Origin of the sequence: Sulfolobus acidocaldarius DSM 639, from assembly GCF_000012285.1 — an archaeon.
In the GTDB taxonomy this organism is placed as follows: domain Archaea; phylum Thermoproteota; class Thermoprotei_A; order Sulfolobales; family Sulfolobaceae; genus Sulfolobus; species Sulfolobus acidocaldarius.
Window position 1 is genome coordinate 1,629,397 of the sequence record NC_007181.1, and the last position, 22,787, is coordinate 1,652,183.

Genomic DNA, 22,787 nt, shown 5'->3' on the forward strand with positions numbered 1-22,787 from the left:
GCATAGGATTAGACATTTGCGTAAGTTAGTAAGCATGAAATTCTTTGCATACTAAATTGGGAAAACTCTAGAACAATAAGCTAAAATATACTCTTTATAAAAACATTACGTAATTGAAATCTGTCATAATATGAAGCTGAATTTAATAGAAACCATGAAATAGTTTTCAAAGCTAGGTATTTTTGCCAAAATACATGAATTTAAGATCTGCAAATATGGAGAGGGCGAGTTATATAATCAACTTATTAAAATTAATCAACATATATAATGAATTAGACATTTATTTATTACCTAAAAAGATTTATTTTAGTACTCTGATAATTATCTTGAACAAGAAATGAGTATTGAGATTTCAGGTATGGAGAAATTAAGGGAAGGATCTTTGTTCTATGCCATTTTATTAATTCTGATCTTAATACTACTTCCAATAGTATTCGTGGGAACAACATTTGCTGGTGCTACGGTATTAGGTTTATTTCAACAACCCTTCTCATCAGGACAACTTATTACATCCTCAGCTTCAATCGTGGTAGGAGTAGCACTATTGCCACTTGGAGCAATAATCTCAGGGTTAATAATTCTATTCTCTGTATTCCTAATGTTTTACCGAAATTCAATAAGAGGTTTCTACGCTATAATTTCATCGGGTAAGAGCGATGTGAAAGGGGGAGTCTATTCCTTAACTATGATACTTATAGGCGGAATAATAATCGTAATCGGCATAGCCCTACTGTTATCAAGTGTTTTCTCTCCTAATCTTATTCAAGTATTAATTGATCTTGGAGCTATCATAGGAGGGACCGGTTTTATCATTACTTCTATAGGATTCATTATATTAGGCTTAGATTATAGTAACTTGGGCAGGGTATACTCAAATGGGGGTATAAATGTTTCAGGGAGAATGATTTCGATAGCTCATGTACTATTTCTGGCTAGCTTTGGAGTCATTTTAGTTACATCACCGACTTTTACGACAATCATAAACGGCATTAACAACCTTACAACAAACCTTTTAGGCATATTTATTGGAGTCTTAATGAGTTCAATTGGGTACGCACTTGATATAATAGGATTCCTCAAATTATACTCCAACTTAAGAGTTTCATCAGTGAGTGTTCCTGTTAGTCAAGTGAGTTCCATGCCACAGCAAAATGTAGTAGTTCAACAAACCAACATCCCTCAGGTTAAACAACAGGATAATATTTCCCAGCCGAACCAACAGACAGTCACTGAACAGCCTCCGCAAAACTCTGGAACGTTAAACAGGGACGGAACTGCAAATTTAATAGTTTACTCCCAGTATCCTTTACAGATTTTAAGTGCAAGTTTATCAGGTGTTGGAGTAATTACTAATGATGTAAACCCGAACCAGCTTAAAGTTGGTGTAAATTACGTCACAGTTAACTTCAGGACACCCCTTTCCCTTTCTCAGGAAGAGAAGTATACTATCTCTCTTGCTCTTTCTAACGGACAGATAATGAGCGTTGAAGTGACCTATAAGAGTTAAGATGTTTCGTGATGACGCTACCAAGTTTTTAATTCCTCAACTTTAAAAATAGTCACTTAAATCATAAATTAGGAAAATAATATAAAAAGATTTTAAGTCAATTCAGATAAATCTACATAAGGTCATAAGCCTATAGAACGCGTAAGGTGATGTAACTCTCAATTTCTTAGGAATATATGTATATCCATTTGTGAGATATAATACTCTCTTCTTATGTACAATATTACATAAAAGACAAAAGGATCTAGATGTTTTCCCATTATGTATACGTTGCGTATCCTAGATTAAAAAATGAATAATTTACATGAAACACCTCATAGGACTACAACACTATATAGGATATTTCCTCTCCCTCTGAGTAATAGTAGTCCACCTTTCATATGTAGTTTCTCTGAAGGAGTACTCTCCTCCCTCCCTACCTATCCCACTGGCTTTTATCCCTCCGAAAGGAATATGGCTCTCCTCCAACATGGTCACGTCATTTATATGCACCATACCGCTCTCTATCTGCTCAACAAATTTGAAAGCTCTTGTCACATTTCTTGTAACTACAGCCGCAGACAGACCATACTCAGTGTCATTTGCAACCTCTATAGCCTCCTCGTCGTCCTTGACTCTTAATACAGGTCTAATAGGACCAAAGACCTCCTCTTTCATTATCCTGAAGTTCCTGTCCACATCAGTAACCACTGTGGGGTAAAAATAGTTACCATCCCACTTCCCACCTGTCATTATCTTGCCTCCCCTCTTCACAGAGTCCTCATAGAACTCTATCATACTCTCAACTTGCCTTTTACTTATTAAGGGTCCCTGCTCAATGGTCCTATCCCTTGGGTCACCGACCTTAAGCTGTGACACCCTCTCGACAAACTTCTTTACAAACGCTTCATACACTTTTTCACTAACTATAATTCTCTTGCTAGAGGTGCAAATTTGACCCTGGTGGAAGAAAGCACCAAATACTGCAATCTTAACCGCTAAGTTAACATCGGCATCATCTAATACGATAAGAGGGTCGCTACCCCCAAGTTCAAGGGTCACGGTCTTGAGGGAGTGACCAGCCTTACTGGCGATCTCCCTCCCAGTGTTTGTCTCTCCGGTGAAGGTTACATGGGAAACTCTCTTGTTGGTAACTATTTCGTCCCCCACGGCGGATCCAGGACCTGTGACCACGTTTACTACACCCTTAGGTAGCCCAGCACGCTGGACAAGTTCAGCGATCTTAACACCGATTATAGGTGTCTCACTTGACAGCTTTAGAACCACGGTGTTCCCAATCGCTAGGCTATGGGCGACTTTCTTCATACTTATTGACAAGGGATAGTTCCAGGGTGTTATTGCACCGACAACACCCTTGGGTTTTCTAAATGTCATTGAAATTATCCCTTCACTGTCAGATGGGATAGTCTCTCCCTTGAAGTGCCTAGCCATTTCAGCGGCGTTACGGACTAACCTCTCCGTGAAGACCACCTCTCCCCATGCCTTTTTATACGTCCCACCTCCCTCAACTATCAGTGTATTTATGAGGTCACCCTCATTAGCCCTTATAGTCTCTTCCAACTTTAACAGGTATTCAGAGCGCTTCATGGCTGTTAGAGATGACCAACCCTTGAAAGCTTCGTAGGCGGAATCAATAGCCCTCTTAGCGTCTTCCCTGTCCCCCACAGCGATCTCAGCTAAAGGTGAGTTGTCTATAGGCGAGGTCTTTACTTTATATTCCCCAGAGTGAGGTTCTGAAAACTCTCCGTTTATGAAGAGCTTGTACCTTACTACCATGTGATATATTACTATCCGGTATATTTAAAATTTTCAGAGAGAGTTGTTTTTAATATGGCATGTTTTTACTTGAAGTAAACAGAGCAATAGAAAGTAGTTTTATAGTCACTTTGTACGATAGATAATTTTAGTCCCGGAAATGAATCTTCTTATCCTTCTTATAGTGGTACCACATGCTTCATGACTAATCGTAGCTCTACAAGTCTAGAGGTGATATTGAATGACTTTAACTAGAACCGTGATTCTCGAAATTAATATTTAACGTGTGTTAGCTGAGATATCCTCTACTTTATGTGATGTTTAGTAATAAAATAATCAGTCCAATGTTTCACATTTAATATGAACCCTGGACAGAAAAAATTAATGTAGTGGGAGTGAAAAATGAGCCTCAAAATTAAGTCGAAGATAACAATCGGTGTACTATTAATAATTTTTCTACTCTCTATAATCTTTACGCTGGAAAACGTTTCTCTAGCTCAAACTTCTCCTCAGATTTCGGTCTATAAGGTAGTCGGTTCAGCTGACCTCTCTAACCCAGGTAGTGCGGGTTATTGGAGCCAAATACCCTGGACTAATATCTCCTTAACGGCTAATATACCGATGGCTCCTACTTCTGGGCTAACACATTACTTATTAGTTAAAGCAGCTTGGAACGGCTCATGGATATTCATACTTGAGGAGTGGCAAGCTCCAGAACCTGCATTTAACGCTTGGTCAACAGCTGTTGCTGGAATATATCCAAATGCTTCTGGTCCAGGGTTATTTAGAATGATTGAGCTCACCCCTGGGACCACTTACAGCCTAGAGAGAAACTATACCAATTATGTATCAATAATAAATGGAAAGGAAGAGACAGGTAGAATAGTCTTTAACTACTCTGGAATAACATTACCAGCTCCTAATAATACTGAAATAACTGTCATGTCCAATGGGACAATACTATTATGGCACTCTCCAAGACCTGTAGAGGACTTGTTATATAATGATGGAATGTTTTACGGTTATTATGTCAACTCAACGTGGTATTATCCAGACAGGGCTGCGATAATGTGGTATTTAGGGAGTGGTGTACCGACTAAAGACGACATGAACATAGGCGGAAAATATCCAGGACAACAATTTGATGGAATAACATTTAAGGATGCTGGGGGCTCCCTAGCCCAATCAGGAGGTTCAGCTAATATTTGGATGTGGGTATCTGGTGCTACTTGGAATAACTCCACATATGATCCTGCATTCAAATCGAACATTTGGCAAAACGAATCGTTAACTGGTTTATCTTATGTGGATAGTGGAAATCACGGCTTCGCTGTTCCTTTATACACAAATAACACTAACATGTACGAGGTAGATACAGCAGGGATATGGTACACTCCAGTAGCATCAGAGGGATTAAATGGCTCATTATTTTTTATATGGACTGGAGCCAAATATGAAAATGGATCATGGGTTGTGGAGTTCGCCAGACCCCTTTCTGTACCGTTAGACTACCAGCCATTTATGCCAAACATAACTGTAGGAAAGACATACTATGTTGCCTTTGCAGTGTGGCAAGGTAGGTTAGGTGAAACTTTATTTGATAAATCGATTACCTCTAGCTTTTTGTCATTAGAGCTAGTGACAACCCCACCAACTTCAACAACTACCTCAACTTCACCTGTGACTACAATATCATCTGCTATACCACCTGTCACACTTTACGTGACCATAATAGGAGTAGTTGTAGCTCTGGTCGCATTGGTAATACTGTATGTGGTGTTTAGGAGATGAGCGTTTTCAGAGATCTAAGAGAAAACTTGAGACCTTTCTTAATAGTGCTCGGAATATCCTCTTTCTTTCAGTTCGTATTTAAGGAAGCTTTCATGTATCCATCTATTCTACCCCTAAACGTGCCAAATGAGGGAATTTTAGAAACACTAGGCAATGTGTTCTTTTACGTCTACTTTTTTACTATACTTTTAACCTCTTTATTATTGATTGAGAAGTATAAATTAATGACATTGATTACCGCATCTCTGATAATTTCCCTTTTCGCTCCACTAATTCCTAATTATAATATGTCTCCATTTTGGTACTCCTTTGAAATATTTATAACGATAGTAGGTATTTCACTGATGATTGAGAGTGTCCTCAAGTCTTCAATCTACTCCCTCCTCTTATTACCCACAATGTTTATGGTAGCTGTAGGTCTAATTGGCTCTATATCATTGAATGTATTTCATCACGCGCTTTTCATGAGTTATATCATGGCCTACTTAATTTCATTGCTAGGTTATTTAAGCTACACGTTATTGTGGGATAAAAAGAAAAGTATTAGAAGTTACATAGGTATAGCAGTTGGTGTATTGGTACTTATCCCATTCATCTTTTCAATATACGAAGTAGGTAGTAATAGGTACTTAGAAATTTTAATGAACATGATATTGCCTTCAACACTAGGAATTGACCTGTATAATCCTTACCATATCACACTCTTACTTCTAGCCCTAGGTCTCTCTGCTATGGGCATCGTAATGTCAATAATAAAAGGTAACTACTCAGCTGGAATAGGTTACTTCATTGTAATCTCTACAGTGTTTTTAGGCATCGACGGATACCAAGTCTTAATATACATGATATCTCCAATTATAGGCTTCTCCCTAATAACCTACAACGAGAAAAAACGTATCATTGACATTATCAGTCCAAGAACTAAATGATATATTTTTTCACACTATCTGTTCATTAGTGATTAAATTTGATAAAGTTTAGATTAGGTAATGATGAAGAGATGAAAATTTTAGATTATTCGGATCTGGTCTTCTTTAGGAAGTTGACTAATAAGATGAGAGACCCTAAGACAAGATTTGACGTGAGGGAATTCATAAACAGGGGAGAGGACTACCTGTTCAATTACACTAATAAGAACGTGGGTGGCGTAGACGAGAGGAGGAGGAAGTTTCTGAAGTCACTGATATTTGGAATGGCTGCAGCTGCAGTTGTAGGAATTATACCTGGAGTCAGTGTTCTAGTACCACCTACAGTTACTGTTGCAACTGGATTTCCAAAGTCACTATTAATAGATTCCTCAGGAAATCCGGTAAAGGCTTCGTCTTTACCAGTAAATAGTCCCTATATCATGGTCTTTGAATACCCAATGACTGGAGAGCCTAATTTCTTAATAAACTTAGGCGATTCGAGTGGGAGACCAGTTGAGATCAACCCTACCAAGGTAGTAATACCTCAAACGGGGAAAACCTATGACTTCCCTGGAGGAGTAGGTCCTAATAAGTCAATTGTCGCTTATTCAGCCATTTGTCAACATCTGGGTTGTACACCGCCGTATATTCACTTTTATCCTCCCAATTATGTCAATTCAGGTCAGCTAACAGCTTCAGAGCCAGACCAACTGACAGCAGCTGCTTTATTAGCAGCGAGACAAGCAAATGTACCAGCTTTGATACATTGTGACTGCCATGGGTCAACTTATGATCCTTACCACGGTGCATCTGTATTAACTGGACCCACAGTAAGACCTTTACCTGCCGTTATACTCGAATGGGACTCCTCAACAGATTACTTATATGCCATAGGATCTGTTGGTGTAGCAGTTTATCCAAATGGCAGTAATGGGATACCTTCTCAAGATCCAACTGAAGATCTAAGCTCAAGTTTTGGCACCTCTGTGGGAGAGAAGATAACAGTGTCTCAAACAGAAAATCCCTTCTCCTCATAAGTCCAACGCTTTATTTTTATATTTTAGATTATGGAACCATCCTTTATGGGAGTATCAGATTGGTTTAAAGAGAGATTAGGGCTGGATGATTTACCATTCTTCAGGACACCAGATTACATGTATAACGTAAACTATTGGTTAGGTTCACTAGTGGCTGCAGCGTTCATTTATACTGTAGTTTCAGGTCTTATCCTCTTATTATACTATAACGCGGAGGCTGGCTACTCCTCAACTGAATTCATAATACAAAAAGTGCCCTATGGTTCTGTGATCCTTTACAGCCATCTTTATGGTGCTTATGCAATGATAATTTTAGCCTATATTCACATGTTTAGAAATTATTTTGCAGGAGCGTATAAAAAACCTAGGGAACTGTTGTGGATAATTGGTGTTATAATGCTTGTACTAACCTTAGGGACAGCGTTTCTGGGATATAGCTTAATAGGCGACGCACTGGCTACTAGCGCTGTAGATGTAGGTGAGGGTATAATAAGCAGTGTACCTGGGCTATCAATCTTCATTCCCATCCTGTTTGGAAATTATGACGCTGGATATTATGGAAGAGTCTTAGCTTGGCACATAATCTTTGTTGCCTTAATTGGCTTACTTTTCATCTTCCACTTCTTCATGGCTGAGCACTACGGCATTATGCCTTCAAGGAAGGTAAAAGATAGGGCTCCTGCAGTGTATGCGAGAGAAGAGTGGCAAAAGTTCAATCCTTGGTGGCCTAGAAATTTCGTGTACATGATGTCACTAGTATTCTTGACCTGGGGCTTCATATTGTTAATACCCAACGCCTTGGCTTACTTGAACGGTTTACCTCAACAACTAAACCCCTTCTTAAATCCTCAACCAGCCCCCCCACCCAATAGCCCAGCAGCTGCACATATCACAACTTATCCTCCATGGTTCTTCCTATTCCTATATAAGATAGCTGACTTTACGAATGACGTCTTAATATTCCTTTTCATAGGCGTTATTATTCCACTTTTATACTTAATTTTGGTTCCATTCATAGACAGATCTCCCCACTTAGATTTAAAGAAAAGAAGGTTGTTTACAGCATTCGGAATATTGATGGTAACGTACCTAATACAAACCACAATTTTTGGAGATTTGACACCAGGGGTAGAGATATCTATTATTCAACAAATAATAGTCTACTTACCACCAGCAGTAATTACTTTGGTAGGAGTTTTTGCGTTACCGACTGGGTCAAATAAAAAAGCTATAGCCAATCCCTTAGGTATTTTAGCTGTCCTGGCAACCTCCATATTATTTGCCGGAGCTTTAATAACATTTGTTGTATCGCCATCATTACTCACTATAACAGCGTTTACAGTATTTGCGTTAATATTTGTCCTGTCCATAAGGAACTTATCACCAATAGTTCTGAAGTCTGAAGGAGAACATAGAGATGCTAAAGCAGTTCTTGAAAAACCTGAAAACAGAGAGCTTAAGAAGAAGATCGCTGAAATACTGATAAGTATCCTCTTCATTCTCTCAGTTGTATTAGCATCTCAACTGTGGGTGATACCATCAACTGGTTACCTGTCCAATATATTTGGGATAGACCTAGGGTCAATATTTATAATGCTTGGTGAGGCAATTTCACTATACCATTACGTTGTTTATAAAAGGTGACTTAAATAAACAGGTGATGAGAATGATAAATGTAGGGTTTTACTATAAAATAAAAAAGGGACATGAGAAGGAATTTGAGGAGAAATTTCTTGAGATAGTAAAAATATTGAAGACCACGAACTCAGGCTTAATAGAGGCTAAATTATACAGGTCAGTGGAAGACCCCACAGAATACCTTATGTACACTGAGTGGAAAGACCTAGATTCATTTAGAAACTTCATACTAAGTGAAGGTTATAAGAACACTGTTAGCTACGGTAAGACAATACTTGATGGAAAACCTACCCATAGAGTACTTCAAGAGCTCAACACGTGAGTTGCTGAACCTACACCACTGTCAGAGGATGTAATATACATTGTTGAGGGGTTGAGAACTTCTCTAGGACGAAAAAGTACTTAATTAAACAGCCAGCAGTAGAGAAACTGCTCTGGAGACTGAGATCGAAGCGTTTTCTTAGAAATTAAGAATCAAGAACACGTATTAAAGTTAAAATTGAAAGTTAACTGAGTTAATGTTGCTTTATAATCATTATAAATAGACAACTATTTTTACTAATTGTGCGAGTATTTACGTTGTGCATGAGTTCACGTTTACAAAAATTGAAAGACCAATTAGTGAGCGTAGAATTATGTTTTTAAGGTCTGATATCTTTCAACGCCTTTCCGATGACAAGATTATGAAAATTATTTCGTCACATGAGAGACAGGGGATAAGTAAAAGCTATTTTTATTTCCTTCTAGACAGGCTCAGGTACCTCAAGATAATGAAAGATAATTCTATCGCCTTTAAGATGATAATCCCATTTAGGGTAAACGGTAATATAAAATTCTCAAACGGTTTAGCTTACATTTCATCTAATAACACCTTGTACTATATTAACTTGGAATTCAATGAGTATTCATGTACAAGTTGTCCAGTAAAGAATCAATGTGTAGTAGGTATGAAAAAGGTAGCTAAAGAAAATGATATAAAGATATCGAAAGAAAATCCAAGAGAAGCATGGTATTCGGTTATAAATCAAATTCATGATCAGATAAAATATAAAATAATAAACGCGGTTTTGGAAGAATAACATAAACTGATATATACCGTAAGTATAAACTAGGTTTCGTTAAATGAATTAATTCTCAAGGCTCTTTATCTCATTAACTTATATGAAATGAGATCATTCTTAGAATATCATATAGTCCAGCTGAGCTTAAAACGACTTTTCCTTGTACAATCACTCAGTTACCATTCAAAGAGGTAAGGAAGAGAGGTATTCTGAAAGCCATACATATTATTCATACAAACTCAGTCTGATTACACTGTCATCTATACTCCCTCTCTTCATTCCACTTTGACTCTCCCTAGACCAATGCCTCTAGATCTCCCAATCCCAAATATTTTTGCCAAACCCAATAACCTTTCGAAGGTCTCTAAATACCTTGGGTTCACATTAATCACCTCATACTTCACCCATCCCACAAACCCCCTAGCTTGCCTTATCCTCTGGTTATTGTCCTTACCGATTATGACTGTCACAGGTCTTAATGAATACCCTATCTCAGCGAAGGCTACATCGGCTATCCTCCCAATATAGTATGGTGTCCACTCCAAATCACCCTTCACGATCCTCTCCCTCTCATCTGCAATTGAGTTCCACAGATTGGCTAAAAAGGAGAAGATCAGTGAGGGTTGCGGTATAAGCCTATTCATACTCCTCACCTTCTTCTTTTTGAAGACCGGTGGCACCATGTACTTGTTGGACAGTAAGGTCGGTGACTCAAACCTCAGGTTTACATTCCTCTCCTTTATTTCATGTCTGATGTCCTTTAATTGATTTATGTATATGGTCTTGAGCAAGACGTAGAACTCCCCATATGAAGTTGAGACGTCTCCGTCTAAGTCAAAGGTCTTTTCATTCACCTCAGAGGTTGCTACTGAGAAGGTAAAGTGGAGTTTCTCACCCCTCATAGCTCGTAATAACTTCCCGTCGTTTTCTGCATATAAGAATCTCCCGTTGGAACTCAGGGGAGAGATGGATAGTTCCTTGTACTTCTTCTTACTACCAATTAATTCCCCTATTTGTTGATTCTTACTGAGAATGAACTTAGCCACCTTTGAGGTCAGGAGAGGTAAAATTACGTCATGTTTCGGTATCACGTCTATTTCGGCTGAAACTATCAGTGTCATATACATATACCAGTGGAATAAAGTTATAAAAATAATACGACTTTCAATTCCACTAACGATAATATTACCGTCACTAATTTAATGAGACCGTTATTGAGTTAACCATTTTTGTGAAAAACAGTTAAAGACACTGCTGTACCACAGTAAGTAAGCTAGTGTCCCTTCTAACTCTATCAAAGTCCAATCAACTGATCAGAGGGAGGTGTGGTGCTGAAAATAAGGGGAAAAGTTACTACTAACCTCCTGACCCATATGGACCATTAAACTCTCCACTTAATTTCATGCTTAACTACTCGTTTAAACTTTAAGACCCACAAGGGATGACCAAGTATATTGATATGCTAAGAAAACAATGAGGTGAGTATTCCCCTTAGATGTTTATTTCACCTTGGACTATACTGTCTAACCCTAGCTTCAATCTCTCCCTAATATTTCTAGGTTCCAAGCCCTCCTCGATCCCCTTTATGGCTAAATCCAGACCTAGCTTAACTGCCTCCTTCTCTAATCCCCTGTAGGAAAGCAGTAGTAACTTTCTTATAAACCTCAAATCTCTGGGTTTAAATCCCATGAGGTTAGAGGCGTAAGGGAACAAGTAATGCTCTGCAATAAGATTTATTCTCCCTTTAAGCGTGGTCGGTGTCGATAGGCTGTCCTTTTTCACCCCGTAGTTCATCCTCTCAATCTCCTTTTCTACACCACCATTAATCTCGGCTGTAAAATACCCTTTCATTATTGCATGTAAGGTCAAGATATTCTCGTGATGAAACCCCCTAAGAGTATGACAAGGTAACCTAAAGTCTTTGTACACCTCCCTTTTTACACTCATATTCTCTGCCGTTACGGTAATTGTCTTTATAAGATCTCCAGCTGACCTCACAGGTCTATCATTTGGAATTCCGTAAATTGTTAAGTAACCCGAGTACCCGTCAAATAGTTCAGAGAACTGGCGATATATTATCTTCTTTGCAAAGTCCTTTAGTAATTTTTTATTGTTTAGATTCTGGTTCTTACGGATGACCTTCCCCCGAGCAACTCCTAACATCTCGTATTTTTCGTGGAACTTTTTGTGGTCTAAGACCCAGTTAGGATCAGGTATGTTATCATCGTCGATAGTTAGTAGTAGGTCAGCATTGGCATTGGAGTAAATTAAGTTCATAGCCTCCTCAATATAACCCTCATTTTGATAAATAACCATAATATCAAGGTACTTCTTAAACTCCTCTACAACTTCTAGAGTCCTGTCTCCCTCACTAGGTTTATAGAGAATTAGCACACTAAAATCCTTGTATGTCTGCTTTGTTAAGCCTTCTAAAGTAAAGCGAATAGTCCTGCCGTCGTTTCTATAAGTGGGGATAGCCACTAGAATATTCAAGTAAGCCACCTCTTCTCAAATAACATTGTCTAAACTCACCTATTACAATTGTTTAAATACTTGTGACCGCTTCCCCCTGACCCGTATATCAGCCTCTTAGTCTGCACATCAATGATAAATGTACTAGACTCGAACACTGTTTCCCCAAAATTCGATTTCGAGTCCATCATAACATCAGCCCCTTCATGTAGACAAAGGTCTCGAATAACTCAGGGATATAGTACTCAAACTCAACCTTACACCTTAAGTAATACGAACAGTCCTCTCTCTCATTCCAATAAGAAGACGAGAAAGTGTATGTCAGGAGGTCGTCTTCCGGAACCCTTTTATCATGAAAATTCTGTTTATTTCTAACATATCTAAAGATGCAAGAGTCAAAACCATACATCATTAGAACCAACGTGTCTCCAAAATTTGAGTGGTTTAAAATCTTATCACCTCTCCTTCCGAAAGGAGCACGTACCTCGTTTTTCGTCTTCCCAGCTACCCTGCTCACAACTCTTATCCTATATAATGAATTTAAAAGCTTTACCATCTGTTTGTTTTTAAGTTCATTAATACTTAAGATTTCTTTGTAACGTGCAAGCGACAATAGATTAAGAAAGAATCTATGATACTTCTGTCACCTATTTTGATACTCTTTTTTAAGCCAAGCTTTTCTTTTTATTTATATCCCATTGCTCTTATTAATTAATGACGTGATTTCCTTTTAATAGCGTTAATATTGACAGTCTAGCCAGTTTGGAACCATTTACTTACGCTACCAAGAGTGGGATAGTGAGAGTTGATAGCCATAAAGCTAAGCATTATATGACCCATATTTAGACCCTGAGACCTTCTAATAATGACTTTTCCCGACCTTATTGTGTTCCTCTAGGTGCATATATATCTCCAGATTAAGATACGCCTCTGTTGATGACAGCGTAATTCTTAGTGTTAAACAAAAATAAAATTTTCCTCTTATGTATCTTTAAGTATCCTAATATCCAATATTTTCTTCGTAGTTTCTTTTCAAATCTCTCTTAATTACCCTTTATGTACGAGTTATTTCTAATACTATAAGGCTCATTGTTGAAAGGGATAGTAGATAATAACCGATCTTAATTAAATGTTTTTGTAGTCCTACAACTGTAGGTAGTTGGTTAGCTTTATGTAGGAAAGATAACAATAACTTGATTTTCATGTGGAAATCTCATATACCTGAATTCACAATCTTTTGAATAAATAACAGATGAGCGAGTTGCAAATTGTATCAGATAGAGAATGTTCTCTTACGTCCCTGGGTTCACTTGATTTTTAAATTCATCTACTTTCTTTTTAACTATCTCGGCGAAATTCTCTAGCACTTTAGATCCCTCTACAACTTCAAAGCGCCAGTAGACAAAGGAGGAATTTATATTCCTCCTGCCACCTATCTCCAATCTAGTTCTCTTTTTTAACCCATACCTTAATCCAGAGATACCTTGATATATAAATAACCCTGCAATGAACCAGAGTACAGTCATTAGTATAAATAAGTTTCCAAAGGTAAGATATGGGGTTATATAATGTTGGGCTATAGCGTTATCAACTGGTCCTATCCTACTGTTAGTAGTGTAGGTGAACGGTCCTGAATTAGCGAGACTTAAAATATTAACGTTATTAAAAGGAGGTACGTTGTTCATTGCTAGGAGTAATGCAATATAAACACCGAAATAAACTAACCCGATCGACAACAGTATAGATCCTACTATTATATAAGGTAAACTTCTCCTCTTATGTATCTTTAAGTATCCTATTTCATTGTATCCAATATTTTCCTCGTAGTTTCTTTTCAAATCTCTTTTAATAACTCTTTCTGTAGTAGCTATCAATTTGTATCTGTAGCCTGGGAATTTGTTCTTTTTAATCTCCATGGCATAAATCACTTTTTCTTCTTTACCTTCTCCCACGATTTATGTTAATAAAAATAAAATAATAAGTTTTTTGGTAATTAGAGTATAAATACTAAGGGTAAAAGGAGATCATACAAAGCGAAGTTATATGAGGCAAGTAAACCCGAACCGATAATGGGAAACGCTATTTATGGCTGGGCGAAAGTCAGATTTGAGACTAAAGCGATAGACAATATTTGTTAAGCTTTAAATTGACGCCCATTAGGATAACATTGAGGGAAGTGAAGTAAGACTATAGTGAGGGGATAGTCTGAAGAGATCTCTGTCCTTTCTTGTTCTAGAGTGTAACAGAGTTAAGGACGAGTTCTCATCTTTCTTAGCATAACATAAAATATTCATTCCGTTAAGTTTCAAGTCTCCTTATCGACTTTATTTACTTCATTCAAGGATAACTAAAACGTCTACGATCAAGAAAGTGAATTTCTTATACCTGTTCTCGAAACGCCTAGAGTTCTCACTCATTACACCATTAACTGACATGTCAATATTGTTTAAAACAGACCTTACTCTACTACCATGGACGAAATTATTGTGACCCCCTCCTTCTCTAACTCTTCTTTAACCTTCTTGTCAACATAGTTCGCCACAAGGAAAAGTTTAACTGGTTTATTGAAGAGCTGTGGGACCAACTTCTTCCTGACCAACATTTGCTCTAACGCACCCTCATCTGCAAAGTTCTTTATCTCGAAGACGTAAACGTAATCGTTGGTTTCATAGAAGTCCACTTCGAATATCCTGCCCTTATCTATTATACCTAACGTATCCACAATATTACCGTGTTTAACCTTGTTTGGGTCTATCCCGTGTAGCTCTAAAGCCTCTTTATATACCATCATTATTGTCTTCTCTAAACCCTTACCAGCCCTGTTGGTAAAGCTACCGATCTCTGTCGAGAGCTTTATGGTGAGCTTGCTGACCTCTTTTATATCGTTGGATAACTGTTTTACTGCTTCCTGTAAGCCCTTTATTGCTTCGCTGTGTTGTTTTACTGTCTCTTGTAAACTTTTTATCGCTTCGCTGTGTTCTCTTAGTATCTCTCCTTGTTGTTTTACTGCTTCTTGTAGTCCTCTTATGGCTTCGCTGTGTTGTTTTACTGTCTCTTGTAAACTTTTTATCGAGCCTCCCTGTTGTCTTACTGCCTCCTCTAACCCCATTATCCCCTGTTGCAAATTTCTAATTGCCTCAGTATTTTCCTCTAACCTTTTTATCACGACTTCGTCTTTAAGCCTATCATAAATTTTACTAGCTAGGGTTGAAATAAACTTAGGATCCTCTAATAGTTTTTTAACCATGTCGTCGCTTTCGCTAGCCATATGTTCATTACTCCACAAGAAAGGATTTATACTTTTCCCTATTTAGCTGGACCCATGGATAAGGTCGTAGAGTCGATTTTCTCGCCTCACCCAAAACTCTCCTTTATGGTAAACTGACGTCCATTCTGCCTAAAGGGCGAGCGTTCCACCGAGGTTTTAGGTGTTGCTCCCCTTTTTTGAAGTACTCTGTCAGATGTCGCAGGAAAAAGAAAGAGGTTTTTCCCAAAGTAATAAGCAATTTCCTTTATGTCAAGTCTCACAATGTTTAACGCTCCATTAACGTCACTGACCCACCTCAAACCTCCAAAGCACCACTAAACCGTTAATACAAACACTTAACTAGGTATAGGAAGACTTGGTTCCTTGATATCGAGAAGTATTATTACTTGAAAATTCTTTTCTGTAATTTTAACTTTGTTTTAATCTCTTGGTCTAGGAAACCTCTTAACCGTAAAGGGTTAATACAAGATATCCATGTCTCTTGAGGAGCTTTTACCTAAACCGTTCAACCCTGAAATTCTTTAACCTAGTAACGCTGAGAGCTCCTCTTTTGACTTTATGATGTTAACTTGCACTTGATGCATTAAGTAATTAGAGTCGCTCTTAGCTCTTCTCGAGTAAACTTCATTGACAACACTTTTAGTTATCATATTACTCACTACATTAAAGTCACCGGTAATTAGCGACGGTACACCGTAAGAATTTTTACCTCTCTGGGACTCCCGGAATATTACATATGACATTTCACATATAGGTTGATAAACCCTCTCAATTCTAGCCACTTTTAACTTACTACCAATACCAAATCCACGAACAAAGTTATCCTCTAGAATACGTGTAACCACGTCTAGTTGATCCTTTGGAGGGCTGGTTTTACCCTTCTTAGGTGGTCTTAACCTATACGTAATATTAACATTATTTACATCAAAGGTAAACGCGAATCCCTGGACAGGACTAGGCGGATTACTGTAGTAAAATAATAATACAGGAGGGACAGCTTTGTAACACAACATACCTATTACCCTACCACTTAAGTGCTAAGATAAAATAGGAAAATTTATTATTATAATTTTTTCTATCCAAATTTTAAATTCACTAGCCTCGCTTTTGGAACATTTAGCTATGAAGTTACTGAAGTACAACGGGATTTTTAAGGTTCTGAATACCTATCCAAGAACATTTTACCTAAGGAAGGTGTTGAGTTAGGGTTTTTACCCCCTAGCAGTCAAAAATCGTGTGGAAACACCGTTCTTTAGACCTCTAAAGGTCTTTAAATCAACTCCTAATATTCATATAGACAATCACTATCTACATAAGGTTTAAGGGTTGAAAGTTTAGGGAAAACGCGTTAACGTTTCCCGAAAACACTTAAGGCGACTGAGAAACGGACATTATGACATAACCATTTTCGATGTCGGGCAAGCAGTTGTACTCTAAATTAGTGTAGTATTTGAACATTTTAGGAAGGAGTACACAGTATGATGTGGGTTCAGGTCTATCTTACGAGGTCGATAAGGTAGGAGTGTTGACTGAGGAGGGTAAGGAGATTGGCTTAGGAAAAGTCGTCTAAATACATGAAAGGGTCAAGTTCTCAAAGATAAAATACAGAATAGCGTCTCAGTAATGCGAATAAATGGTTAATTTTTAACCCTAGACTTGACGTGTAAGATTTATGAAACCTACTCCTTGTAAACTAGTTCACGCTGAAAGTTAACACGGTTTCTTTTTAACTAGAAAAATTCACGTTGGAAGAAGTTATTTCAAATCGAGTTAAGCCCCACTTCTCACTTCTCCAGCACCTTTAGCAACTCACTCACCTTAGCCCTCTTGGAGGGGTCAGGGTGAGTAGCCTTAATAACCACCTCACTTATCTCCCTTGGTGCACTGGTCAGAGTTGAGGGCAGAACGTTAAAGTAGTATTCCTCATACCTATCTCTAGCTAACTTTAGCTTACCTAAGGGGCTTCCACCCCTCGTGTAGTCTTCTACAGCCTCCTCAACTAAGCCCACGACCTCAGGGGGACTAAACGCCTTACCCGTAAGTGCAGTATATATGGTAGCACCAAAGGCATATACGTCCATTGTGGTCTCAGCTCCCTTGCCCACTATTAACGCCTCCACCTGGTCTACAGGACAGTAGTTTGGAGTGTACTGAGATACCCTCTCACCTACTCTCTTCGCTGAGCCCAAGTCCCCCAGTTTCACCTCATTCCTTCCCTTGACAAGTGAGTCAAACACCTCACCCCCGGTCTTACCTACAGGGGCGGAGAAGAATATGTTCTGGGGCTTAACGTCTAAGTGCACATAGCCTGAACTGTGTATGTAGTCCAAAGCCTTAGCCACCTTTCTAGCCACGACTTTAACTATATCACCCCAATGAGAGGAGTTCACGACAATGTCATTCCTCATGAGGTCTGCTAACGTACCACCCTCCATGTACTCCATGACAATAGCAGGAGGGTTAGTGAGGTAGTACTTCACCTCACCTCTCTCTATCCTCCTCAAGAGGTTTATGTCCAGGAAAATCCCATATATTTTCACTACGTTCTCTACCCCCTCAGAGAGCCTCTGCAAGTTTGAGGACTCCTTATAGAGTTCCTCGAAGGTGACCTTACTCAGCTTGGTCGCTGAACTAGAGGGCTGGCTGAGCTTTGGTACCTTGATCGCAAACCTCTCACCTGAAGTTGCTGAGAGGACATAAGACGTACCACCCTCACCCAATACGCTCTCCACCTTATACCCGTAGATCTCTCTGCCGACCCAGAGGTTCGGGTCCCACTTCTCCAGTGGAGGTAGGTTGCTAGTGTTCGTAACAGTTGTCCGGCTCGTGGAAGCTCTAGAGATAGCCCTGAGTACTTCCTCAGCTTTAGCCCTCCTGTGGTCCTGTTTGGTCACTTTCTGTAGTACGACCTTGGCTAAGTCTACAGCCTCACTCTGGTTCACCCACCTGAGGCACTCCAGTAGTCTGTCCACTGTGTAAGGTATATCGCCTGTAGTTTTCACACATTCCACTGAAGTCCCCCTACACTCCCTGCACTTACAGTAGTCTATGAGGAAGTTGTCCATTAGCCAAATTACCTCGTTACACCTCTTGTAGGTACGTGTAGCCCTGACAAACTCGTTAAACGCCTCCTCCACACCTACCCCCTGGTTCTCCAGCTCCGCTAACACAGCCCTGGCGTTGTCGTACTCACGGTTTAGCAGTGAGTTTACGAACTCCTGCAGAAGTTCGTCCTTGGAGTACTGTGTTGATGATGTAATGTTCATGGGCTGAGTATACACCCTGCTACCCTCAAGTACGGTGAGCCAGCCGAAGCCAAAGAGGTTAATTACCGGGAAGATTGGGAGTGCCACAAATAATGCCCCTAACTTCGACTCCCTCCTGAGCTCTAGACCAGAGACTATCTGCCCCACAACAAAGAGTAGGCTCTCTGGTAAAAGGAAGAACTTTAGGAACGGCTCTTGTGGTCTAGCAAAGTAAAGTACAGTGCTACTGGTGATCATAGAGGTGGACACCAGGGCTAGCCCACGTGACCTTAAGTCATAAGCCCTCTTAGCCAGTACTACCCCTGCTAAGAAGTCAATCCCTGTTACGATCCATACAGGGAACCAGTTAAAGGCATCTCCGTCAGGAACACCCTGTACCCTTAGGGCTAAGTACTCCAAGTTCTGCATGCTAACTGGGTTGAAGAAAATACCCATGAATGTTACTTCCGCCTGGACTAGTTGATCACTTGGCTCTCCCTTTAACTGGTAGATTGAACTTTTAACTTCCATTGAGTAAAGGACAGACGATACGAAGTCTTTACCCTGGACTGAGCTCAAGACAGAGGGTATTATTGCACTAAAGTAGTTCCAGGACGTGAACAAGAAGGTAAACGCTATGATTATGAGACAGAGCCCTACCAAGGGATCAGAAGAGTTTCCGTCTCCCATTAGTTAGAGATGTTGTACTTACTTTAATAAATATTGTGAGTTCTAGCCATTCCTCCTCAATGACTACTATAAAACATAAACACTCTAACCGTGTATCTTGTCTACATTATGTTATCTTTCAACAATGACTAGTGATGACGTAGTTCTCCGTCTTGATACTCTGAGATTTCCAGTAGTCTCCGGTTATAAGGGTGAAGGAGTACCTATCATTTATTTTCACGCAGTCAGAGAATTTACTAGTGATGATGGAGTCGCGACCTGACTGGTGATGTAGCTGAGCACTCTGATATGACGAGTGCTTTTAGACCTTGGTACTCCTCCAATATCTCTAGTTAATGACAGCCCTCTCTCCCAAGACAAGGTATAGTCTCTCCTTATAGCTCTTTGAATTCACTGTCATTACATCCACTTTGTCTCCAGGGCGAATGGGTATTGCTAAATTCTCAGTTAAGTTAACAAGTCTCACTCTAATAGCTAATACTGTCATATCAGTCATTGAGACCTTTGAAGTTCCCATCCCTCCAGGTTAACTCTCTGCGCCGAAAAGGCAAAGAGATATAAAATGGTCGCTAATATTCCACCCGCTTCGGCTCTAACACCTTAGGCTCATTCTCCTTTGACGAGATAGATGACGTCGAGAACTTTGTTACGCATAAATGTTTTAGCGCTCCCCTAAAAGATGAGGAGAATATTATAGGGTGTCCCATCGGATCTCTCTACACTGGTAGATCAACAATACCTGACCCCATTCTTACGCCCATATGGAGTGAAGTTACGGCGTAAACCATGAAAGGATAGACCTTATGCATATTAAACGGAATAGAAATAAAAATCTATAAATACTTTTTGGTAAATTTTCATCTTGTAAAATTTTTCTCAATATTAATGCAAAATATAATTAGTGTCAGTATATTTCTGTTTTTTATCATTATCACTCTATACAATTATCCTCATTAGATACCTAGAAGCTCAGTTCTAGTTTCCTCACGTTCTTACTTCACTAAGCTTACAGCTTCTCCCTTCCTCGCCAGAGGACCATCGATCGCCATTAAGACTACGCCGTGATACCCTATCTTCACATCTCATAACTCTATGACCTCAGCTTACCCAAAACTCCTTAGTGCAGATGAATGCGTACTCCTCTCCGTCACGACCACCCTTACCTTTTACCAAATACCACTTCCCGCAGTCGTACGCAGTGAAGACCATCACTTCGCCGTAGTTCTCGACATTAAGCCTCATCCACGTAGGGTATTTCAAGTTCTTGTTAACCGCGCCAAATGGGTCAAAGTGAGGTCCAAGAATAAGGTATTTTTGTGGCAAAATGGGCATTTCCTCACCTAGTAATTCAAAGTCTTTCAGTACGTATTTTCTCCAAACTCCTCTTAAAACTAGGTCTCTTCCAGTTCTTACCACCTCCAGAGGTAGATTTGGGTACAACGAGAATGCTATTGCGGGAACGAAGAACACAGTTATTATAGGTGTGATAATTAGTAAAGGCGTTACTTCACTTAAATGAGGGACTGCCGTCAACGCTTCAATAATGGCTATAACGGTGAGAAAAATGGGTACATACGCTGGAAGCAGCAAATACAGGAGAATCTTCGGATTACTCTTCACTATGTCAATTAGTCTCGTCAATTATCCTCATAAACTAAATCAAAATATTGAGAGAATAAAAACTTTTTCCTTATTTGTTACAGCAGAGTTGAAGGAGGGAACATTTAACGTTGCAGACTCCCCCTCCGCCGAGATTGGATCAATATGGTAATCAACTTTGTATGAGTACTGATTCTCATAACCACACAAGGGACACGTTATAACCCTACATAAGCGATAACATTTGGGACGTAAAATTTTGCTTCAAAATTAATATATGTGTCATGATATTTTACATGGAGTTTTAGTTTCTTGTCGTTATTACATCATTGGAATTGGGCTAGCCCTATTTTTCTTGATAGTTTTAGTTTCTTGTCGTTATTACAGTTGGTAGTGGGCAGATATCTAGCCCTGACCACTGTTTTAGTTTCTTGTCGTTATTACTGATGTCGAATACCGGAGTCAAGATGTTGATGAAAAGTTTTAGTTTCTTGTCGTTATTACAAATAACGAAGATTTAAGTGGTTTTGAACCAAGAGAAGTTTTAGTTTCTTGTCGTTATTACTGATCACATGTTTTATCGGTAGTACATAATGTAGAAAGTTTTAGTTTCTTGTCGTTATTACGAGGAGTTTGATAAACTTTTGGAATTTCTTGAGAGGTTTTAGTTTCTTGTCGTTATTACGAAATATAGCAAGAGTTCTGTGGTCGCTATATTAGTTTTAGTTTCTTGTCGTTATTACATCATTAGCACGATATTTCATCATCACTGCAGTAATCGTTTTAGTTTCTTGTCGTTATTACCTCAAAAATATAATGCGTAAGCTTAAATACCCAACGTTTTAGTTTCTTGTCGTTATTACTTTTTATTCTATATTTGAATAAAGCATAAAGTAATCGTTTTAGTTTCTTGTCGTTATTACCTAATATTAATGGCAGTAGAAGTCTCGAACAACACGTTTTAGTTTCTTGTCGTTATTACTATCTCGCAATAAATGAGAGAGAGTCGGCGAGTGTGTTTTAGTTTCTTGTCGTTATTACTATGTTTGTTGTATTGCTAGCGTAATATTGTATTACAGTTTTAGTTTCTTGTCGTTATTACACACAATATCTTAGTCATTACTGGAATGACTACAACGTTTTAGTTTCTTGTCGTTATTACATCATTAGCACGATATTTCATCATCACTGCAGTAATCGTTTTAGTTTCTTGTCGTTATTACTGTAGTAAATTGATATAATCGGATTGAAGAGAGTGGTTTTAGTTTCTTGTCGTTATTACAGGGATATCTGGAAGTAATACACCAGTACTATACGTTTTAGTTTCTTGTCGTTATTACGCCATTCAACTCAAAACTTATAGAAGATTACGAAATAGTTTTAGTTTCTTGTCGTTATTACCCAAATGCTAAAAATAGAAAAGGTAGGAGAGTTATTAGTTTTAGTTTCTTGTCGTTATTACCGGTCTTCCAAAATTACTTAATGCTCTTGATAATAAAGTTTTAGTTTCTTGTCGTTATTGCTAAGGCTAATTTTGATCGATAAAGATGAAGAAGAAAGGTTTTAGTTTCTTGTCGTTATTACTATCTAACCCTCTCTTTTTCAACTCTTTGAAGATAAAAGTTTTAGTTTCTTGTCGTTATTACCCTCCCTGATATTCACCTTCTCCATTTCCTGTAGCAAGTTTTAGTTTCTTGTCGTTATTACACCAACTCTCAATTACTCATAATATTCAAACTAAATGTTTTAGTTTCTTGTCGTTATTACATTCCGACTTGCTTAAATTCAGCTTTTTTGTACAAGTTTTAGTTTCTTG

Annotated in this window: 19 protein-coding genes and 1 CRISPR repeat array (1 of these 20 running past the window's edge); of the genes, 8 read left to right on the forward strand and 11 right to left on the reverse strand. The window is 38.7% G+C overall.

Features of this window, described 5'->3' with window-relative positions:
• The first annotated feature begins 337 nt into the window (after positions 1-337).
• Positions 338-1,507: a DUF973 family protein gene (locus tag SACI_RS08915; RefSeq protein ID WP_011278664.1), complete on the forward strand. Its 1,170-nt coding sequence runs from the start codon at positions 338-340 to the stop codon at positions 1,505-1,507.
• A 330-nt stretch (positions 1,508-1,837) separates the two neighbouring features.
• Here SACI_RS08915 and SACI_RS08920 read toward each other — a convergent pair whose 3' ends face one another.
• Complete coding sequence (locus SACI_RS08920; RefSeq protein WP_011278665.1) at positions 1,838-3,283, reverse strand: aldehyde dehydrogenase family protein; 1,446 nt, start codon at positions 3,281-3,283, stop codon at positions 1,838-1,840.
• Between the two features lie 381 nt (positions 3,284-3,664).
• Here SACI_RS08920 and cbsA point away from each other — a divergent pair, with 381 nt between their 5' ends.
• The 6 genes from cbsA (at position 3,665) to SACI_RS08950 (ending at position 9,715) form a co-directional block, all read left to right on the forward strand.
• On the forward strand, positions 3,665-5,053 hold the full coding sequence (cbsA, locus tag SACI_RS08925) for a cytochrome b558/566 subunit A (RefSeq protein WP_011278666.1): 1,389 nt from the start codon (positions 3,665-3,667) through the stop codon (positions 5,051-5,053).
• Entirely contained in the window at positions 5,050-5,982 is a 933-nt protein-coding gene (gene cbsB / locus SACI_RS08930; protein WP_011278667.1) for a cytochrome b558/566 subunit B, read from the forward strand. The genes cbsA and cbsB overlap by 4 nt, the downstream gene beginning before the upstream one ends.
• A gap of 38 nt (positions 5,983-6,020) precedes the next feature.
• The gene (soxL2, locus tag SACI_RS08935; RefSeq protein WP_011278668.1) at positions 6,021-6,998 is read left to right on the forward strand and encodes a Rieske iron-sulfur protein SoxL2; all 978 of its coding nucleotides are present in this window, start codon (positions 6,021-6,023) and stop codon (positions 6,996-6,998) included.
• 45 nt (positions 6,999-7,043) lie between these two features.
• Positions 7,044-8,642: a proton pump complex cytochrome B SoxC gene (soxC, locus tag SACI_RS08940; RefSeq protein ID WP_015385690.1), complete on the forward strand. Its 1,599-nt coding sequence runs from the start codon at positions 7,044-7,046 to the stop codon at positions 8,640-8,642.
• Between the two features lie 22 nt (positions 8,643-8,664).
• Positions 8,665-8,958, forward strand: coding sequence for an antibiotic biosynthesis monooxygenase family protein (locus tag SACI_RS08945; protein WP_011278670.1), 294 nt, complete (start codon positions 8,665-8,667; stop codon positions 8,956-8,958).
• A gap of 361 nt (positions 8,959-9,319) precedes the next feature.
• Positions 9,320-9,715 carry a hypothetical protein gene (locus SACI_RS08950; protein WP_015385692.1) on the forward strand — a complete coding sequence of 132 codons (396 nt, stop codon included), beginning with the start codon at positions 9,320-9,322 and terminating at the stop codon, positions 9,713-9,715.
• A gap of 257 nt (positions 9,716-9,972) precedes the next feature.
• On the opposite strand, the gene cas6 is transcribed toward SACI_RS08950, so the two are convergent.
• From cas6 to SACI_RS12265, 8 genes are all read right to left on the reverse strand, one after another.
• Positions 9,973-10,818, reverse strand: coding sequence for a CRISPR system precrRNA processing endoribonuclease RAMP protein Cas6 (gene cas6 / locus SACI_RS08955; RefSeq protein ID WP_011278672.1), 846 nt, complete (start codon positions 10,816-10,818; stop codon positions 9,973-9,975).
• A gap of 370 nt (positions 10,819-11,188) precedes the next feature.
• Positions 11,189-12,199 carry a glycosyltransferase family A protein gene (locus tag SACI_RS08960; protein WP_015385693.1) on the reverse strand — a complete coding sequence of 337 codons (1,011 nt, stop codon included), beginning with the start codon at positions 12,197-12,199 and terminating at the stop codon, positions 11,189-11,191.
• Positions 12,200-12,225: 26 nt separating this feature from the next.
• The gene (locus SACI_RS12335) at positions 12,226-12,360 is read right to left on the reverse strand and encodes a hypothetical protein (RefSeq protein ID WP_257719737.1); all 135 of its coding nucleotides are present in this window, start codon (positions 12,358-12,360) and stop codon (positions 12,226-12,228) included.
• Positions 12,357-12,686 (reverse strand): hypothetical protein, encoded by a 330-nt coding sequence (locus tag SACI_RS08965; protein ID WP_230937937.1) that lies wholly within the window; start codon positions 12,684-12,686, stop codon positions 12,357-12,359. Before SACI_RS08965 ends, SACI_RS12335 begins: the two co-directional genes overlap by 4 nt.
• A 775-nt stretch (positions 12,687-13,461) precedes the next feature.
• The gene (locus SACI_RS08970) at positions 13,462-14,121 is read right to left on the reverse strand and encodes a hypothetical protein (RefSeq protein ID WP_011278674.1); all 660 of its coding nucleotides are present in this window, start codon (positions 14,119-14,121) and stop codon (positions 13,462-13,464) included.
• Between the two features lie 506 nt (positions 14,122-14,627).
• Entirely contained in the window at positions 14,628-15,437 is an 810-nt protein-coding gene (locus SACI_RS08975; RefSeq protein WP_011278675.1) for a hypothetical protein, read from the reverse strand.
• Between the two features lie 521 nt (positions 15,438-15,958).
• Positions 15,959-16,450, reverse strand: a complete 492-nt coding sequence (locus SACI_RS08985; RefSeq protein ID WP_011278676.1) for a hypothetical protein — start codon at positions 16,448-16,450, stop codon at positions 15,959-15,961.
• Positions 16,451-17,221: 771 nt separating this feature from the next.
• On the reverse strand, positions 17,222-18,448 hold the full coding sequence (locus SACI_RS12265) for a serine/threonine-protein kinase (RefSeq protein WP_230937936.1): 1,227 nt from the start codon (positions 18,446-18,448) through the stop codon (positions 17,222-17,224).
• 289 nt (positions 18,449-18,737) lie between these two features.
• Between SACI_RS12265 and SACI_RS12270 the strand changes: the two genes are divergently transcribed.
• A complete protein-coding gene (locus tag SACI_RS12270) occupies positions 18,738-18,917 on the forward strand; it encodes a hypothetical protein (RefSeq protein ID WP_230937935.1) in 180 nt (59 codons plus the stop codon).
• 783 nt (positions 18,918-19,700) lie between these two features.
• Here SACI_RS12270 and SACI_RS08995 read toward each other — a convergent pair.
• Both SACI_RS08995 and SACI_RS09000 read right to left on the reverse strand, forming a co-directional pair.
• Positions 19,701-19,889 (reverse strand): hypothetical protein, encoded by a 189-nt coding sequence (locus tag SACI_RS08995; protein WP_015385697.1) that lies wholly within the window; start codon positions 19,887-19,889, stop codon positions 19,701-19,703.
• A gap of 581 nt (positions 19,890-20,470) precedes the next feature.
• Entirely contained in the window at positions 20,471-21,013 is a 543-nt protein-coding gene (locus SACI_RS09000; protein ID WP_011278678.1) for a hypothetical protein, read from the reverse strand.
• Between the two features lie 259 nt (positions 21,014-21,272).
• Positions 21,273-22,787: a CRISPR direct-repeat array (repeat unit 24 nt; unit sequence GTTTTAGTTTCTTGTCGTTATTAC) (it continues 6,411 nt past the right edge of the window).

Excerpts from the sequence above, each read along its gene's own strand:
- SACI_RS08945 (WP_011278670.1), top strand. The coding sequence starts at position 8,665 with ATGATAAATGTAGGGTTTTACTATAAAATAAAAAAGGGACATGAGAAG.
- SACI_RS08915 (WP_011278664.1), top strand. The coding sequence starts at position 338 with ATGAGTATTGAGATTTCAGGTATGGAGAAATTAAGGGAAGGATCTTTG.
- cbsA (WP_011278666.1), top strand. The coding sequence starts at position 3,665 with ATGAGCCTCAAAATTAAGTCGAAGATAACAATCGGTGTACTATTAATA.
- cas6 (WP_011278672.1), bottom strand. The coding sequence starts at position 10,818 with ATGACACTGATAGTTTCAGCCGAAATAGACGTGATACCGAAACATGAC.
- cbsB (WP_011278667.1), top strand. The coding sequence starts at position 5,050 with ATGAGCGTTTTCAGAGATCTAAGAGAAAACTTGAGACCTTTCTTAATA.
- SACI_RS08950 (WP_015385692.1), top strand. The coding sequence starts at position 9,320 with ATGAAAATTATTTCGTCACATGAGAGACAGGGGATAAGTAAAAGCTAT.
- SACI_RS08995 (WP_015385697.1), bottom strand. The coding sequence starts at position 19,889 with ATGGGAACTTCAAAGGTCTCAATGACTGATATGACAGTATTAGCTATT.
- SACI_RS08985 (WP_011278676.1), bottom strand. The coding sequence starts at position 16,450 with ATGTTGTGTTACAAAGCTGTCCCTCCTGTATTATTATTTTACTACAGT.
- SACI_RS12335 (WP_257719737.1), bottom strand. The coding sequence starts at position 12,360 with ATGATGGACTCGAAATCGAATTTTGGGGAAACAGTGTTCGAGTCTAGT.
- soxC (WP_015385690.1), top strand. The coding sequence starts at position 7,044 with ATGGGAGTATCAGATTGGTTTAAAGAGAGATTAGGGCTGGATGATTTA.
- SACI_RS08920 (WP_011278665.1), bottom strand. The coding sequence starts at position 3,283 with ATGGTAGTAAGGTACAAGCTCTTCATAAACGGAGAGTTTTCAGAACCT.
- SACI_RS08975 (WP_011278675.1), bottom strand. The coding sequence starts at position 15,437 with ATGGCTAGCGAAAGCGACGACATGGTTAAAAAACTATTAGAGGATCCT.